This is a genomic window from Pelovirga sp., from assembly GCF_059864205.1.
Map to the genome: position 1 here is coordinate 1 of NZ_JCBCBS010000067.1, position 17,476 is coordinate 17,476.

Annotated in this window: 15 protein-coding genes; 13 read left to right on the forward strand and 2 right to left on the reverse strand. The window is 54.4% G+C overall.

Annotated features, from left to right (window positions below; genetic code table 11):
- Window positions 1-9: 9 nt before the first annotated feature.
- Both AC6F7T_RS03785 and ligA read right to left on the reverse strand, forming a co-directional pair.
- A complete protein-coding gene (locus AC6F7T_RS03785; RefSeq protein WP_500716651.1) occupies window positions 10-288 on the reverse strand; it encodes an acylphosphatase in 279 nt (92 codons plus the stop codon).
- A complete protein-coding gene (gene ligA, locus AC6F7T_RS03790; protein ID WP_500716652.1) occupies window positions 285-2,312 on the reverse strand; it encodes an NAD-dependent DNA ligase LigA in 2,028 nt (675 codons plus the stop codon). The genes AC6F7T_RS03785 and ligA overlap by 4 nt, the downstream gene beginning before the upstream one ends.
- Window positions 2,313-2,449: 137 nt before the next feature.
- Here ligA and AC6F7T_RS03795 point away from each other — a divergent pair, with 137 nt between their 5' ends.
- The 13 genes from AC6F7T_RS03795 (at window position 2,450) to AC6F7T_RS03855 (ending at window position 17,471) form a co-directional block, all read left to right on the forward strand.
- Window positions 2,450-3,712: a CNNM domain-containing protein gene (locus AC6F7T_RS03795; RefSeq protein ID WP_500716653.1), complete on the forward strand. Its 1,263-nt coding sequence runs from the start codon at window positions 2,450-2,452 to the stop codon at window positions 3,710-3,712.
- Between the two features lie 196 nt (window positions 3,713-3,908).
- A complete protein-coding gene (locus AC6F7T_RS03800; RefSeq protein ID WP_500716654.1) occupies window positions 3,909-4,352 on the forward strand; it encodes an MraZ-related protein in 444 nt (147 codons plus the stop codon).
- On the forward strand, window positions 4,352-5,305 hold the full coding sequence (rsmH, locus tag AC6F7T_RS03805; RefSeq protein WP_500716655.1) for a 16S rRNA (cytosine(1402)-N(4))-methyltransferase RsmH: 954 nt from the start codon (window positions 4,352-4,354) through the stop codon (window positions 5,303-5,305). The genes AC6F7T_RS03800 and rsmH overlap by 1 nt, the downstream gene beginning before the upstream one ends.
- Window positions 5,306-5,307: 2 nt before the next feature.
- A complete protein-coding gene (ftsL, locus tag AC6F7T_RS03810; protein WP_500716656.1) occupies window positions 5,308-5,625 on the forward strand; it encodes a cell division protein FtsL in 318 nt (105 codons plus the stop codon).
- An 8-nt stretch (window positions 5,626-5,633) separates the two neighbouring features.
- On the forward strand, window positions 5,634-7,583 hold the full coding sequence (locus AC6F7T_RS03815; RefSeq protein WP_500716657.1) for a penicillin-binding transpeptidase domain-containing protein: 1,950 nt from the start codon (window positions 5,634-5,636) through the stop codon (window positions 7,581-7,583).
- Window positions 7,584-7,608: 25 nt separating this feature from the next.
- Window positions 7,609-9,144, forward strand: coding sequence for a UDP-N-acetylmuramoyl-L-alanyl-D-glutamate--2,6-diaminopimelate ligase (locus tag AC6F7T_RS03820; protein ID WP_500716658.1), 1,536 nt, complete (start codon window positions 7,609-7,611; stop codon window positions 9,142-9,144).
- On the forward strand, window positions 9,068-10,525 hold the full coding sequence (locus AC6F7T_RS03825; RefSeq protein ID WP_500716659.1) for a UDP-N-acetylmuramoyl-tripeptide--D-alanyl-D-alanine ligase: 1,458 nt from the start codon (window positions 9,068-9,070) through the stop codon (window positions 10,523-10,525). The genes AC6F7T_RS03820 and AC6F7T_RS03825 overlap by 77 nt, the downstream gene beginning before the upstream one ends.
- Window positions 10,526-10,528: 3 nt before the next feature.
- On the forward strand, window positions 10,529-11,605 hold the full coding sequence (mraY, locus tag AC6F7T_RS03830) for a phospho-N-acetylmuramoyl-pentapeptide-transferase (protein ID WP_500716660.1): 1,077 nt from the start codon (window positions 10,529-10,531) through the stop codon (window positions 11,603-11,605).
- Complete coding sequence (murD, locus tag AC6F7T_RS03835) at window positions 11,602-12,963, forward strand: UDP-N-acetylmuramoyl-L-alanine--D-glutamate ligase (protein WP_500716661.1); 1,362 nt, start codon at window positions 11,602-11,604, stop codon at window positions 12,961-12,963. Before mraY ends, murD begins: the two co-directional genes overlap by 4 nt.
- Window positions 12,960-14,063 (forward strand): putative lipid II flippase FtsW, encoded by a 1,104-nt coding sequence (gene ftsW / locus AC6F7T_RS03840; RefSeq protein WP_500716662.1) that lies wholly within the window; start codon window positions 12,960-12,962, stop codon window positions 14,061-14,063. The genes murD and ftsW overlap by 4 nt, the downstream gene beginning before the upstream one ends.
- A complete protein-coding gene (murG, locus tag AC6F7T_RS03845) occupies window positions 14,060-15,154 on the forward strand; it encodes an undecaprenyldiphospho-muramoylpentapeptide beta-N-acetylglucosaminyltransferase (RefSeq protein ID WP_500716663.1) in 1,095 nt (364 codons plus the stop codon). Before ftsW ends, murG begins: the two co-directional genes overlap by 4 nt.
- Window positions 15,154-16,536, forward strand: a complete 1,383-nt coding sequence (murC, locus tag AC6F7T_RS03850) for a UDP-N-acetylmuramate--L-alanine ligase (protein WP_500716664.1) — start codon at window positions 15,154-15,156, stop codon at window positions 16,534-16,536. Before murG ends, murC begins: the two co-directional genes overlap by 1 nt.
- A complete protein-coding gene (locus AC6F7T_RS03855; RefSeq protein WP_500716665.1) occupies window positions 16,533-17,471 on the forward strand; it encodes a D-alanine--D-alanine ligase in 939 nt (312 codons plus the stop codon). Before murC ends, AC6F7T_RS03855 begins: the two co-directional genes overlap by 4 nt.
- Window positions 17,472-17,476 lie beyond the last annotated feature (5 nt).

Sequence of the window (17,476 nt, forward strand, 5' to 3'; positions counted from 1 at the left end):
CTCAGCGATTTATGCACGAACCTCAAAGGTGTTCAATTCACCACCAGAAGCAAGCCATTCAATATCGACATGGTCAACCCGCGCCATCTTCGGCCCCTCACGGCACCAGTCAATGACCCTCTGAACAGCTTGCTTTTCCCCTTGAAAAACCGCTTCGACGCTGCCGTCGGGACAGTTACGACACCAACCGGTGACGCCCAGTTCGGCAGCTTTTTCCCTGGTGCTCTGACGAAACCAGACCCCCTGCACCCGCCCGCTGATCCGTACCTTTGCGCTGACAATGGTCATGGGTTTTCTCCCGCTGTTATCAGCTCAAGAAATTCATCCTCGGTCAGGACGGTGACCCCTAAACTCCTGGCCTTGTCCAGCTTGCTTCCGGCACCGGGTCCGGCAATGACGTAGTCGGTCTTGATGCTGACCGAGCCGCTGGCGCGCCCCCCCTGTTGCATAACCAGGTCTTCCCCTTCTTTGCGAGTGAAACGTTCCAGACTGCCGGTAAGGACGATGGTTTTTCCTTCCAGGAGTTTTCCGGTCGGTTGGCAATTTTCGGCGGGTGGAGCGATGCCCAGTTCAGTTAAATCAGCGAGCAAGGCACGGTTTTTTTCGGCGGCAAAAAAGTTGACAATGCTGCCGGCAACCTGGGGGCCGATTTCGTGGATAGCGATCAGGGTGTCGTAGTCAGCGCCGGCGAGCTTGTCGAGGCTGCCGAACTGTTGCGCCAACAGACGTGCCGTGTGGCTGCCGACATGGCGAATGCCCAGAGCGTGGATCAGATTGGTTAAAGGCCGGTTCTTGCTATTCTCAATTGCTGCCAGCAGATTGTCAGCGAGCTTGTCCCCCATGCGTTCAAACTGAAAAAGATCTTCTTTTTTCAGGCGATACAGGTCGGCAATGCTGGTGACCGGTTGCAGCTGCAGCAGCTGGTCAACATAGCGATCCCCCATTCCCTGGATATCCATGCCGCCACGCGAGCAGAAGTGCTTGAGCGATTCTTTCAGTCGCGCCGGACAATCGATGCCCTGACAGCGTGGTACCACTTCGTCATCTTCCTGAACCAGGGGGGAATTGCAGGCCGGGCAATGGGTTGGTCGTGGAATAATCTGCTCAGTACCTGTGCGTTTTTCTTTGATCACCCGCACGACCGCCGGAATAACATCCCCGGCCCGTTCAACAATAACCGCATCGCCAATATGGACATCGAGGCGCTCAATTTCGTCCCAGTTGTGCAGGCTGGCACTGGAAACGTTAACGCCACCGACATTGACCGGGATAAGATTGGCAACGGGGGTGACTGCGCCGGTACGACCAACCTGTAGCCGCACTGATTCAAGGACGGTCTCGGCCTGGCGGGGGGGGAACTTGCAGGCGATGGCCCAGCGTGGGGTACGACTTTTTATGCCGAGTTCCGCTTGCAGGTCGCGGTGATTGACTTTGACCACCATGCCGTCGATTTCATACACAAGCAGTTCACGGCGTTCCTGCAATTGCTGGTAGCAATTGATCACTGCGCTGATATTTGCGGCACGGCGGGTTTCTGTGAGAAGGACCTGCAGTCCCCAGCGTGTCAGATCATCCAGCAGCTGTTGTTGAGTTGATGGAGGTTGGCCGACGAGCTTGCCGATGCCGTAGCAACTGATTTTTAACGGTCGTGTCGCAGTCAGGCGCGGGTCAAGTTGGCGCAGGCTGCCGGCAGCCAGATTGCGGGGGTTAGCAAAGGGTGCTTTGCCGGCGTCACGGCGCTGCTGATTGAGCTGGCGAAAGTCAGCAAGATCGATATAGATTTCACCCCGCACCTCGACCAGTTCAGGAAAATCATTCTGCAGTTGCAAGGGAACGCTTCTGATGGTGCGGACATTCTGCGTGATGTCTTCGCCGGTCGTGCCGTCGCCTCGGGTTGCGGCCCGGACCAATACGCCGTTTTCGTAGGTCAGAGCGACAGCCACCCCATCCAGTTTTGGTTCACACAGGTATTCGATGTCTGCCGAGGTGGCTAAAAAGCGTTTAATCCGCGCATCAAAAGCGATCAGATCGTCACGGTTAAAGGCATTTTCCAGCGATAACATGGGTTCGCCGTGAATGGCCGGAGCAAATTTGTCCAAGGGGGCACTACCGACACGCTGAGATGGTGATGTCGGGGTAATAAGTGCCGGGTATTCTCTTTCCAGTTGCAGCAGCCGTTGCATCAGCTGGTCGTATTCGGCATCACTGATTTTCGGAGCATCTAGAGTGTGGTAGCGGTAATTGTGAAAGTGCAGTTGTTCACACAGTTGCTGATGGTGTTCGCGAATCTGGTCGGTAACAGCGGATGTCATGATTTTATCCTTGTAAATAGTCCCCGGATGTTGTTATTTCATCCATATCATGCGGATTCAATTGAACTAATGCAAGAGTTTCTGCTGTTGTAAAGAACAGGGTAACGATACAATGCAAAAACTGAGGATACCTTTCAATGGATGAAACATCCTGGCGCATTTTGGCGCTATTTTTTCTGTTGCTGCTTTCCGGTTTCTTTTCCGGTTCCGAAACCGCCTTTACCTCCCTCGATCGCTTACGTCTGCGGTTGCTGCAGCAAAAGCAGCATCCGGGAGCCGACAAATTGGCTGAGCTCGTCGATAACCCTGATCGCACCTTGAGCGGTGTGCTGGTTGGCAATAACCTGGTGAATATTGCTTCGTCGGTTATTGCTGCCGGGTTGTTTGTCGGGCTCTTTGGTGAACAGGGGGAATGGTTGACCATCCTGATCCTGACGCCGATTCTGCTGATTTTTGCTGAGGTCTGTCCAAAAACCCTGGCGGCACAGTACCCGGAGCGATTTTCTCTGATTGTGTTGCGGCCGATGCGGGGTTTTTTGTTTGTGATGACACCGGTTATTCGTGTGGTCGCGGGTCTGTCCAGGGTGCTAACCAGTTTTTTGCGCAAGCATCAGGCTGAAGGGCTCCATGTGTCAGAGGATGGCATCAAGGCATTGATCGAGGCCGGTGAAGAGTCGGGGGTTGTTGCCGCCGAGCAGCGGCGGATGCTGCACGGAATTTTTGAGTTATCCGCAACCCGGGTGCGCGATGTCATGATTCCGCGCACCGAGGTGGTTGGTATTGATGTGACGGCATCCTTTGAAGAGGTTCTTGATATGGTACGGCAGGCGCGCCATTCCCGCTTTCCCGTGTATCGCGAGAATCTCGACAATATCGTTGGGGTGCTGCATTCAAAAAACGTCCTGGCCTATATCCAGCGCCCGGCAGATTTCTCTTTTGAGAGCGCCAGCCGCAAGCCTTACTATGTTCCTGAATCAAAACGGATCGGTGTGCTGTTGCAGAATTTTTTGAAAATGCGCGAACACTTAGCCATCGTTGTCGATGAGTATGGTGGTATGGAAGGCATCGTTACCCTCGAGGATGTGGTTGAAGAGGTCGTGGGTGATATCAACGATGAATATGACATTGCCGAAGTCGAGTTTAAAGAGTTGGGGACTGGTCATTATCTGATCGACGCGGCCATGCCCCTGCGTGAAGTCAACAAGCGTCTGGGTCTCGAACTCCCCGAAGAACAGGTTACTACGCTGGCCGGTCATATTTTTCAGCTCAGCGGTAAAATTCCCGCCGAAGGGGATGTCTTTGATGAGGGGCCGATCCGCTTTCGCGTCAAGCGGATGGAAGAAAGAAGAATAGAAGAGATTGAAATCCTTCTTGCGCCTCCCCCACAGGAACCCTCTTGATGCTCCAATAGTTCATAGAAATTAGCCATTTCTCCTTGTGTCCCGGGCCTTCATTGCAGGGTTAATCCAAGTCCTTGTCTTAGCAATACTTTTCTTTTTCTCTCCAGACAGCCGTCTACAGATTTTCCCTTGACTCTTACAGGGCCCACCGCTATATTTTCCAAACTTGGTGTCAAAAAGTGTCAAGAGGTGTCATGTGAGATTCTCCGGCGAATTTAATGTCAGTATCGATCTCAAAGGACGGGTCAGTGTTCCGGCTCCGTTTCGTGATGAGCTGCGTCAGGATTATGACACTGATGGCCTGGTAGTGACACGTTACAAAAATGGTCTGGTCGCCTATCCGCGCAAACGCTGGGATGAGATCTGTGCCAAGGTTCTCGCCATGGCACCGGGGCCGATGCGTGAAGCAAATCTGCGTAATCGGATCGCTCCGGCGCGCGAATGTCAGTTTAACGCTCAGGGGCGCATTCAGATTCCCCAGGCATTGCGTGAGCATGCCGCTCTCGATAAAGAGGCTGTGGTTATCGGCATGTTCGAGAAAATTGAGATCTGGAGCCAGCAGGCCCATGCTCTGATCGTCGCCGAGTCGGAAGCGCTGCTGAGCGACGATGCGCAGGGGCAGGCGGACCTGGGTTTCTGATGCTTGCCGCTTCTTATTCGCATCTACCAGTGTTGCCAAAAGAGGTTATTCATTGGCTTAACCCACAACCAGGTGGCGTCTTTCTTGATGGCACTCTGGGTGGTGCCGGACATGCCCAATTGATTCTTGACAAAGCACCGGACAGTCGTTTGATCGGCGTTGACCGCGATCCCGCCGCGCTAACTAACGCGGCACAGGTGTTAGCACCCTACGGTGAGCGTGTCAGCCTGCACCACGCTGAATTTGACCAGGCTGCCGAGCTGCTAAAGCAGCTAGGGATCGCCGGCCTCGATGGGATAATCCTTGATTTGGGGGTGTCTTCTCATCAGCTCGACACACCCGAACGGGGCTTTTCGTTCAGATATGAGGCCCCACTGGATATGCGCATGAATCCACAGGCCGGGATGACCGCTGCCGAGGTTGTCAATCAACTCGAGGAAGCGGCATTGCGCCAACTGTTCTTTGACTTTGGTGAAGAGCGTTACAGCCGTCGGATTGCCGCCAGGATTGTTGCTCGGCGTCAACAGGAACCGATTACCACCACTACCCAATTGGCAGAACTGGTGCGTGACACAGTTCCCGGTGGCCACCGTCCCGATCGTATCCATCCAGCGACCAGAGTGTTTCAGGCGTTACGGATTTATGTCAACGACGAACTTGGTCAAGTCAGGCGCGGGGTTAATGCCGCAATTGATCTGCTTAAGCCGGGCGGCCGATTGGTAGTGATCAGTTTTCATTCCCTGGAGGACAGGATAGTCAAGCAGCTGTTTCGTGCACGGGCACAGGGGTGCATCTGCCCGCCGCGGTTACCGGTATGTCAGTGCCGGCATCAGCCCGACGTCGTTCTGCTGACGCGCAAAGGGATCAAGGCAGCAGCTGCTGAAATTGAAATAAACCAACGTTCGCGCAGCGCTATTTTGCGTGCTGTTCAACGGCTTCAGCAAGGGGATTAGTCATGTCACAAGCAATTTCTCAGACACAAATCAAAATTAGTGGGTTTGCTCTGACCCGTCCACGTTTAAGCCCTATGCTGGTAGTGATTGTACTGATGTCGCTGTTATCTTTGTTGTTTGTCTGGACCCGGATTCATGCCATCAGTCTTGAGTATGAGGTTTCCCGGCTCGAGCGCGATTTGCGCGTACAAACCCAGCAGGTTAATGAACTTTCTTTGGAGGTTGCATTTTTATCGCGAGATGAGCGCATTGAAATATTGGCAAGGAGTGAACTGGGGCTGCGTGACCCAGTTCCCGGCCAGATCGTGCGCGTGGAGTAATGCCGACGATGACGCATGAGGCAGGACAGATTCGCATCCGGATTTTTGGAGTGCTGTTCATTCTGGCTTTTTGTGTTATTGCTGTGCGTGCTTATCAGTTGCAGGTGGCTGAAGCTCCGGAGTTACAGGCTCGGGCGGACCAGCAACGTCATCATGTTATCAAACTTGCCCCACGCCGGGGTACCATTGTTGATCGTAACGGTAGTCCTCTGGCCCTCAGTCTTGAAGTCGATTCCCTCTACGCTGATCCGGTGATGATTCAGGATCCGGCTGCCACGGCGAAAAAACTCGCGTCACTGTTGAAAATTCCCCAATCCGAATTAGTCAGAACTCTCTCCGCTGATGGCCGGCGTTTTGTCTGGCTCCAGCGGATGATGGATCCAGAAGTCGCCGATGCCGTGCGTCAGCTCAAAATTCCCGGTTTGGCGTTTGTCAGCGAACGCAAGCGCTATTACCCACAATCGGCGATTGGTGCCCATGTCGTCGGTTTTACCGGTCTTGATCCACGCGGACTAGAGGGTATCGAACTGGAATACGATCGTTGGTTGCAGGGGGAACCGGAGCTGCTGATATCGACCAAGGATGCTCGCGGCCGCGGCCTGGCAAGCGCCGAAGCACCAATCCAGGGGGGAGCAAGCGGTCATAATCTGCAGCTTACCCTGGATCGTGCATTGCAGTATATCGCGGAAAGGGAACTGGCGCGGGTGGTACGTGAAAGTGACGCCATCGGTGGCACCCTGATCATGCTTGAACCAGCCAGTGGGCGGATCCTGGCGTTGGCCAGTTGGCCCTATTTTAATCCTAATCTGCCTGGCCGCTATGCCGCTGATCAGCGCCGTAACCGCGCCATTTGCGATGTCTATGAGCCCGGCTCAACCTTCAAGCCTTTTTTGCTCGCCGGCGTTCTTGAAGAGGGGCTGATGACCCCCGAACAGACTGTTTACTGCGAGCAGGGTCGTTATTCCGTTGGTGGCAGTGTTGTTCGTGATTCTCGCAAGTTCGGCCATCTGACCCTTGAGGAGATGCTGAAATTCAGCAGTAATATCGGCTTTGTCAAGCTCGGCAAAGAGCTTGAGCGTGATCGTTATTACCGCTATCTGCAGTCCTTTGGTTTTGGCTCCAGAACCGGTGTCGATTTTCCTGGTGAGGTTACAGGGCTGATCCGCCCCTCATCGCGCTGGTTCGAAATTGACCTCGCGGCGATTTCTTTTGGTCAGGGAATCAGTGTCACGCCGATTCAGATGGCTGCGGCGATGGGCGTTATCGCCAACGGTGGCCTACTGATGGAACCCTATCTGGTAGAAACTATTACCGATGCTGACCATCAGGTAATACAGCGGCGCTTACCGGAAGTACGTCATCGGGTTATTTCAGAAAAGACCGCAGCGCAGGTGCGCCGGATGATGGTTGCCGTTACCGAACCTGGTGGTACCGGGGTCAGAGGGGCCGTTCCTGGTTTTCGGGTAGCCGGAAAAACCGGAACCGCCCAGAAGGTTGATGCGGTAACCGGAGGTTATTCTATCGATAAGCGGATTGCTTCTTTTATTGGTTTTGTGCCGGCAGAAAGCCCGGCCCTGGTGATTGCCGTGACTGTCGATGAGCCCAAAGGTATGGTCTACGGCGGTCAGGTTGCAGCTCCGGTTTTTTCGCGGGTGGCGGTACAGGCACTAAATCATTTGAATATTCTGCCGCATAGCCAGGTCGCCACCCTGCCTGTTGCTTCGGTATATGACAAGCCGCTGCCTGATCTGGCTCCTTTGCTGTCTTCTGCAAATGCGGATGACGGTCTGGTGATGCCAAATTTTAGGGGCATGAGTTATCGCCAGGTGTTGCAGGCCATGGAACAGCAGGGACTGAATCTGAAATTGACCGGCAGTGGCCGAGCTGTGGAGCAATATCCACGTGCCGGTGAATTGATTCCTTACGGCAAGAAAGCCTGGGTGCGTTTTGGTGCCTGATGTTAATCCTGCGGAGGATGCATTGATGCAGTTGAGTGAATTGATAGGTGCTATCCATCCGATTGCGGTTGAGGGGTCGACGGCGGGGTCGATCTCGGCCCTGGTCTATGATTCACGACAGGTCGGCGAAGGTGCTGTTTTTTTCGCGTTGCCGGGCAGCAAAACCGACGGGCGCAACTATATTTCCCAGGCCATTGCCGCCGGTGCTGGTGCTGTTGTCGCCAGCTCTTTTGTCGGAGTGGCGCCGACTACTGATTGCTGTTTTATTCAGGTCGCTAATGTTCGCCGCGCCATGGCGCAAGCTGCAGCGCACTACTATGGCTATCCCGGCAAGGGGATACCGGTGATTGGTGTCACTGGAACCAACGGCAAAACCACGACCACCTATCTGGTCGAAGCCATTCTCAGGACTGCCGGCTATAATCCGGCAGTCTTTGGAACGATTGCTTATCGTCTGGCTGGCACATGCAGCTATGAGGCAACCCACACAACGCCGGAGTCCATAGAATTGATGTGGATGCTGGCGGAGTTTCGTCGTCGCGGTGCCGATGCTTTGATAATGGAGGTTTCATCCCATGCCCTGGAACAGCACCGCGTTGATGGTCTTGTTTTTGATGTGGCGGTTTTTTCCAACCTGACCCGGGATCATCTCGACTACCATGCCGGGTTGGAGGACTATTTTGCCAGCAAAAGCAGATTGTTTACTGATCTGCTTGGCGCCGGGGTTGCGTTAATCAATGCTGATGATCCCTATGGACAGCGCCTGATTGCCGATATTCCTGCTGCTTTAACCTTTGGTCAACAGCCCACTTGTAACCTCTATCCGCGGCAGGTTGTGGTCGGTCGCGATGGGATTCATGGGGTTTTTAGCGGCAGCCGCGGGGATGTGCAGATCGACAGCCCGATGATCGGTGATTTTAATTTAAGTAATTTGCTGGCTGCGGTGGCTATTGCTCAGCAGTTGCATATCAGCAATGAACAAATCACCGCTGGAATTAGTGCTGCACCCCAGGTTCCCGGGCGGCTCGAGCGTGTTGACAACGATGGCGGCGTGCTGGCGCTGGTTGATTACGCTCATACCGGAGATGCGCTGGAGCAGGTGTTAAAAACCCTTTCCGGCCTGGAGCATCGGCGCCTTTATACAGTCGTTGGTTGTGGTGGCGACAGGGATCCGGGAAAACGCCCGTTGATGGCGGCAGCGGCAGTTAAATATTCAGATCTGGCCATTTTCACTTCTGACAATCCGCGCACCGAAGATCCTCTTGCCATTCTGCAACAAATACGTGCCGGAGCCTTGGCAGCGGGCAGCTGCGAGTTGGACCCGTCCGCGCTTAATAGCGCCAGCAATGGCTTCATCGTGATTCCGGAGCGGCGCTCGGCAATCAACTGTGCCGCACGTTTAGCCGGCAAAGGTGATCTGCTGCTGGTTGCCGGCAAGGGGCATGAGGATTATCAGATTCTCGGTACAACCAGGATTCATTTTGATGACCGCGAAGAATTGCAACGGGCGTTCGGCCAAGCCGGTGCGGCATGCAACTGCGGAGGCGGAAGCCATGTTTGATCTTGAACGGATCGTGCGTATTGTCGGTGGGGAATTCTGTGGTCGTAAGGTGAACTGTGACCTGACCGGGGTGTCAACCGATAGCCGTAACATGGTGCCGGGAGCCTTGTTTATTCCGTTGCGGGGAGGGAGTTTTGATGGCCATGACTACCTCAGCCAGGCGGTCAAAAATGGCGCCGCGGCCTGCTTGAGTGAAGATGTAGTGGAGGGCTTGACTGTGCCGGTGGTACGCGTAGCTGATACTTTGCGTGCTCTGGGTGACATTGCTGCTGCCCATCGTTTTCAGCTGCAGGGACCCTTAATTGCGATTACCGGATCAGCGGGCAAGACAACCACCAAAGAGATGCTTGCCGGCATTCTGACGCAGGTCGCCCCCGGGCTGAAAACCTTCGGCAATTTCAATAATCTGATTGGCGTGCCGCTGACCCTGTTGCGGATAGAAAAAAGTCATCAGTGGGCGGTAGTTGAAATGGGCACCAGCGCTTTAGGTGAGATTGAGCGACTGACCGAGATCGCCCAACCGACCATCGGAGTGATCACCAATGTCGGTGAAGCGCACCTCGAAACCCTGCACGGTCTTGATGGGGTTTCGCGCGCTAAAGGAGAGCTTTATGCCGGCCTTAAAGGGGGAACAGCAATCATTAACCTCGATGATGAACGTGTTGCCCGGCTGCCGGTTGCAAATGGGGTAAAAAAGAAAACCTACGGACTGAACCCCTCGGCTGATGTTCGTGGCGAAAAGATCGTTGTTGAGCCAGGTTCCATCCGTTTTGATCTGTTGACGATGGAACAGCGCAGTACGGTCCGGTTGCCGGTGCCGGGGGTTCATAACGTGCATAATGCCCTTGCCGCAGCAGCCGCCGCTCTTGAGCTTGATGTTACGTTAGACCACATTGTGCGTGGACTGGAAGAGTTCGTTCCGGTCCAGGGGCGGATGAATCTCTTCCCTCTGGCAGGCGGAGGCTTTCTGCTCGACGATAGCTATAATTCAAACCCCCTGTCTGCTCGTTCGGCGCTTGATGCGCTAAGCGCCCTTAAAGGGCAGGGCAGAAAAGTCGCCATCCTCGGTGATATGCTCGAACTGGGAGAGGATGCTCAGGTGTTGCATCAGGCTCTGGGGGAACGAGTAGCGCAGGTTGCCGATGTGCTGATTGCAGTCGGCCAGCATGGCGAGCAGCTGGAGGCGGGAGCCGTTAAGGGAGGAATGAGCAAAACGCAGATCCATAAGGTTGCCCATGTAGACGCTGCTATCGAGCTGATGAAAATTTGCCACCGTATTGGTGACCGGTTGCTGGTCAAGGGGTCACGTGGTGTGCAGCTCGATCGTCTGGTGCAGGAACTTAAATCAGCGGTGCCGGATTCCGCGCAGCGGAAGGGTTGACAGATGCTTTATCACCTGCTTTATCCATTGCATACGGAATTCTCAGCCCTCTATGTGTTCCGTTACATCACCTTCAGGACCATTTACGCAACTATTACCGCGTTAATGATCTCTTTTATGCTCGGTCCCTGGCTTATTGCTACCTTGCAGCGCATGCAGGTCGGGCAATCAATCCGCAAAGTTGGCCCGGAGTCACATTTTGTCAAGGAGGGGACACCGACAATGGGTGGCGCCCTGATCCTGGTCGCCATCATTCTGCCAACGCTGTTATGGGCCGATCTGACTAACCTGTATATCTGGGTCTGTCTGCTGGTAACAGGCGGTTACGGCGCCATCGGTTTTGTTGATGATTATCTGAAGGTGGTGCGCAAAAACAGTGACGGTATTTCGGCACGGCAAAAGATGTTCTGGCAGCTGCTGATCGCGGCAGTGGCGGCGTTGTTGCTCTACTTCAGCGGAATGGTGGAAACCCACTTGAGTGTGCCGTTTTTCAAGAACATCAGTCCTGATCTGGGGGTTTTTTACATCCCCTTTGCCATGCTGGTGATGGTTGGTGCCAGCAATGCTGTCAATCTGACCGATGGTCTCGACGGGTTGGCCATTGGTCCGATGATTATTGCCGCCAGCACGTTTCTACTGCTGGCTTATGTCGCCGGTCACGTTAATCTTGCCGGGTACCTACAGATTACCAGCATTCCAGGCGCTGGCGAATTGTCGGTTCTGTGCGGTGCCATGGTCGGAGCAGGGTTGGGTTTTCTGTGGTTCAACACCTACCCCGCACAGGTGTTTATGGGGGACGTTGGCAGTTTGTCTCTGGGGGGAGCTCTGGGAACCATCGCGGTCATCACCAAAAACGAATTTGTGCTGGTGATTGTCGGCGGGATTTTTGTCATTGAAGCGCTTTCGGTCATCGTTCAGGTGGTGTCGTTTCGTTACTGGGGCCGACGTGTCTTCCGCATGGCACCGATCCATCATCATTTTGAACTGAAAGGCTGGCCGGAGCCCAAGATCATTGTGCGCTTCTGGATTATCAGTATTATTCTGGCATTGATTGCCTTATCAACACTGAAATTACGATGAAAACAAACTATCAGCAACAGCGAGTGATTGTCGTCGGCGCCGGCCTGAGTGGTCAGGCACTGGTGCGCTTTTTTGTCGCTCGTGGTGCCGATGTCGTACTCTCCGATCAACGGACCCTCGAACAGTTGGGTGGCCTGCCGGCGTTAACCGGAGTGACGGTTCATTATGATCTGGGTGGGCATGATCCCGATCTTTTTAACAACGCCGATCTGATTGCTGTCAGCCCCGGCGTGCCGTTGACCAATGTGGCGCTGCAGCAAGCGAAAAAACGCGGGGTGCCGGTATGGGGAGAGGTAGAGATTGCTGCTCGTGAGATTATCGCACCAATCATCGCCGTGACCGGCACCAATGGCAAATCGACCACCACCAGTTTGATCGGGGAGGTGATGCGGGTCTGGGGCAAAGACGCTTTTGTCGGTGGTAATTTGGGTACGCCCTTTGTTGATGCTGCCCTGCACCGGTATGAGGTGGCGGTGGTTGAGCTTTCGTCGTTTCAACTCGAAGCGATCAACAGCTTTCACCCTCACATTGCCCTGTTACTCAACTTAAGCGCTGATCATCTCGATCGTTATCCTGATTTGCACAGCTACTATGCTGCCAAGCGCAATATCTTTGTCAATATGACGGCAACTGATCTGGCTGTCTTGAATGCCGATGATCCTGCAGTTGCCGAGCTCTGTAGTGATATTCAGGCGACCAAGGTGTGGTTTTCTGCTGCCGGCAAGCAGGTTGCCGGTATGGTTCGCCATGGCCGGCAGTTGCGTTGGAGCTGGCAGGGTATGGAGCAGGATTTTGACCTGACAGCGTTGCGACTCTCCGGCGAGCATAATATCGAAAATGCCATGGCGGCTTTGACTGCGGCGTTGCTGTACGGTTGTCCCGGTACGCTGGCCTGGCCGGCGATTTGCAACTTCACCGGATTACCCCATCGAATGCAGTTGGTCCGCACCCTGGCAGGAGTAGAATGGTACAACGATTCCAAAGGCACCAATGTTGGCAGTGTCCTTAAAAGTCTGGCCGGGCTTGATTATCCGGTGACCCTGATTGCCGGTGGTAAAGACAAGGGAGGGGATTATTCACCTTTGCGCCCATTGCTTGAAGAAAAGGTCAAGCAGCTGATTCTGATCGGTGAGGCGCAGCAGAAAATGAGTACTGACCTGGCGGGCTGTTGCAATATTTACCATGTCGACAGTATGTCCGAGGCTGTTGCCACCGCTCGTCGATTAACCACTAGCGGTGGCACTGTGTTGTTGTCGCCAGCCTGTTCGAGTTTCGATATGTTTGCCAACTATGAACAGCGTGGTGCTGTTTTTGCCGAGCTGGTTCAGGCTCTCCCTGTTACAGGAGTGAGCCGATGACTCTGCAGCGCCATATTGATACGAGCATGTTGCTGATGACCGTGGCGCTGACCTGTATCGGCGTTGTCATGGTTTATTCGTCGTCAGCAATCATGGCGACTGAACGATTCGGGGACGGTTTTTATTTTCTTAAACGTCAGGCGGTCTATACTCTGGTCGGCTTCGTCGTGCTGTGTCTGGCGACCTGTTTCAACTATGAAAACTGGCGTAAGCTGGCGGTTATCAGTCTGCTCGTCAGTATTGGGCTGCTCGCCCTGCTGCTGGTTCCCGGTATCGGTGTCAAGGTCGGTGGCGCAGCGCGCTGGCTACGTTTGCCGGGTGTGACCTTGCAGCCGGCAGAGTTGGTCAAACTGACCCTGGTGCTCTACCTTGCCCATTCCCTGACGCGCAAAAAGGAAAAGGTCAGATCCCTGACCAAAGGCTATCTGCCTTACATGATCGTTCTCGGGGTGTTGCTGTTTTTATTGCTTCAACAGCCTGATCTGGGTAGTGCGATGATCGTTGCCGGGGTGGCGCTGGTGATGCTCATCGTTGCCGGCGTCCGTTGGTTGTATATTCTGCCGACGATTCTCATGTCGTTGCCGGTGCTCTATTACCTGGTGATGACCTCCGACTATCGGCGGCGGCGGATCATGGCGTTTCTTGATCCATGGACCGATCCGTACGACAGCGGCTTTCAGATTATTCAGAGCCTGGTCGCCTTTGGTAAAGGTGGGATAGCCGGAGAAGGGCTCGGCGTGGGGCAGCAAAAGTTGTTTTATCTGCCTGAGGCGCATACCGATTTTATCTTTTCGGTGATCGGGGAAGAATTAGGGATGATCGGTGTCCTGGTGGTTGCCGCCCTGTTTTTATTGCTGGTGCTCAGTGGTATCCGTATTGCCTTGCAATGTCAGGAACCTTTTGGCAGAAATCTGGCTTTTGGATTAAGCCTACTGATAGGTCTCGGGGCTTTTGTCAATATGGCAGTATGTATGGGTTTATTACCGACTAAAGGCTTGACCTTACCGTTTATTTCCTACGGCGGCACCAGCCTGGTCACCAATCTATTGGCGGTGGGGATCCTGCTGAACATCTCCGGTCGTCAGCAGAGGCCGTCATGAGAGTGCTGTTGGCCGGTGGCGGCACCGGCGGGCATCTTTTCCCGGCAGTGGCATTGGGGCAACTGGTGCTGAAAGAGGTGCCGGGGGCGCAGATTCTGTTTGTCGGAACCAGGCGTGGCATCGAGTACCGCATGTTGCCACAATTACAGTTACCACTAGAGTTGGTTGACATGGTGGGGGTGGTTGGTCGTGGTTTGCGCGGTAAGCTGGAACTGCTACCCAAATTAACCCGCAGTCTGATTCAGGCTCAGAGGATACTGCGCAGATTCAGGCCCGATCTGGTGGTGGGTTTTGGTGGCTATGCGTCGGTACCGGTGTTACTGGCAGCAAAAATTCTGCATATTCCCTATCTGATCCATGAACAGAATGCGATTCCGGGTTTAAGCAACAAGTTATTGGTCAGGGGTGCCGCGCGGATCTGTGTCTCCTATGCCGATACTTTGGGGTGCTTTCCGCGCGACAAGACAACATTGACCGGTAATCCCTTACGTCAGGGATTTGCTGAAATAGCAGAAGAACTACCAGTGCCGGGACAGGTACTGGTCTTTGGTGGCAGTCGCGGTGCGCGCGCCATCAATGAAGCGCTGGTCACCTGTCTGCCCGAGTTGCTGCGTTGGTCGCAGCCACCGCAGATTCTTCACCAGACCGGTGACGATGATTTTGTCATGGTAAGTAAAGCCTACGCCGCCGTTAATTACCCGTCAGCGACGATTGTTCCTTTTATTGATGATATGGCAACTGCCTATGCTCAATCAGCGCTGGTTATCTGTCGTGCCGGTGCGACAACCTTGGCGGAGTTGACGGTTTGTGGGCGCCCGGCGATCCTGATCCCTTTCCCCCACGCCGCCGGCGACCACCAGAATGCCAATGCTCAAGCCCTGGAGCAGGCTGGAGCGGCGGTGGTGCTGCAGCAGCATGATCTGACCGCGCTGCGATTGGCCACCGAGCTGCGTATTCTGCTTGCTGATCGCGAACAGTTGCAACTCATGGCCATGCGCGGGCGTTCTCTGGCCCGTCCCGATGCTGCTGCCAAGATTCTGGCCGAATGCCGCAGTCTTGTAGCCCTTTTATCGCCAGCGGAGGTGCACTGATGTACGGACGAATCCGCAAGATTCATTTTGTCGGGATTGGTGGCATTGGCATGAGCGGTATTGCTGAACTGCTGCTGAACCTCGGGTACCGGGTGTCGGGATCGGATCTGCGCGATACTGATACAACGCGCCGCCTGGCAACCCTGGGCGGGGAAATTGTTATCGGTCATCGTGCCGAGAATCTGATCGAGGTCGATGTGGTGGTGACCTCAACGGCAGTTAAAGCGGACAACCCGGAAGTAGTCGAGGCGCATCGCCGCCATATCGCCGTCATTCCGCGGGCTGAAATGCTGGCGGAGTTGATGCGGATGAAGTACGGCATTGCCATTGCCGGTACCCATGGTAAGACAACCACCACCAGTATGACCTCCGTGGTATTGCATCATGCCGGCATTGATCCGACAGCGGTTATCGGCGGCAAGCTTGATGCTTTTGGCTCCAATGCGAAGCTGGGGCGCGGCAAGTTCCTGGTTGCCGAAGCTGATGAGTCGGATGGTTCCTTCATGCTGCTGACACCGACCATCGCTGTGGTGACCAATATTGATCTTGATCATCTCGATTATTATTCCGGAATTGACGAAATCAAGCAGATATTTGTTGATTTTATCAATAAGGTGCCCTTTTACGGGCGCGCTATTCTGTGTCTGGAGGATCGTAACATCCAGGCTATTTTGCCCGAGGTGAAGAAGCGCTTTTCAACCTATGGGTTCAACAGTCAGGCCGATTTTTATGCCCAGGATATCAAGCATCGTCAGGGGCGGACGAGCTTTGTCGCCTTTTATCAGGGGCAGGAACTGGGCCAGATCTCTTTTGCCATGCCCGGTCGTCACAATGTGCTGAACGCCCTGGCGGTGGTGGCGGTAGCCCACGAACTGGAAATACCTTTCAGCGCTATGGCCGGTGGCTTTCGTCATTTTGGTGGTTTGCAGCGGCGTTTTGAGATACGTCACAACATCTCCAACATCATGATTATCGATGATTATGGTCATCATCCAGCCGAGATCAAGGCTACCCTGGCAGCGGCAAAAAATGGCTGGGGCAAACGTGTGATCGCGGTGTTTCAGCCCCATCGATATAGCCGTACTGAGGCCTTGTTCGCTGATTTTCTGACGGCATTTTATGATGCCGATGTATTGCTGGTCACCGCTGTTTATGCCGCTGGTGAGCAGCCGCGTGAAGGGGCGAGCAGTCAGGCGCTGGTGGCTGGAATTGTCGATCATGGCCACAAGGCGGTTGATTATTGTGAAACCCTTGATCGGGCTGCCAAGAGGGTTGTCGAACTGGCGCAACCCGGTGACATGGTGATTTCCCTGGGCGCCGGCAATGTCAACCAGGTCTGTGATCTAGTGGCGGATCATTTGCGTGCCGCCGAGGCCAAATGATGAAACGTTGGACTACTGAAAAGATGCAGAAAAAGAAGATCGGGGTGTTAGCCGGTGGCTGGTCGGTCGAACGTGACGTTTCCTTGCGTACCGGCCAGGCAGCGTTGGCTGCGCTGTCGGCGCGTGGCTATCAGGCGCAACTGATCGACCCTGATCACCATTTGCCGCAGCAACTGTATGATGCCGGGATTGAAGTTGCCTTTGTCGCCCTGCACGGTCAGGGCGGGGAAGACGGTACCGTACAGGGCCTGCTCGAGGTGATGCAGATCCCCTACAGCGGTAGCGGGGTTCTGGCATCCAGTATGGCTATGGATAAGATCGTTACCAAGCAACTGCTTGTTTATCACGGGATACAAACTCCCGGATTCGATTATGTCAAGCCGGGAGAAACGCCCGATGATCTGCTCAGGCGCTGCCTGCGGTTGCCGGTGGTGGTCAAACCCTCACGGGAGGGATCGACCGTCGGGATCAGCATTGCGCGCAACAAGCAAGAATTAGAAGCGGGTCTGGATGCTGCCGCCCAACTCCATGGCTCCCTGCTGGTAGAGGACTATATCGATGGTGCGGAGCTGACGGTATCGGTGGTGAATGAGCAGGTGCTGCCGATCATCCAGATTGTGCCGCAAGGAGGGTTTTATGACTATCAGGCCAAATACGCAAGCACCACGACCCGTTATCTGGTGCCTGCTCCGCTATCATCAGAGGTGACCGGACAAATTCAGGATGCTGCGCTGCGCGCCTGTCGGGCGCTGGGCTGTCGTGGCGCGGCGCGAGTCGATTTTATGATGGCGAATGGATGTTTTTATTGCATCGAAGTGAATACGATTCCGGGGATGACAGCAACCAGCCTGTTACCCAAGGCCGCCGCCGCCGCCGGTATCGCTTTTGAAGAGCTGGTTGAGATGATTTTGCTTGATGCGGATCTTGTGAAGTAGGACAG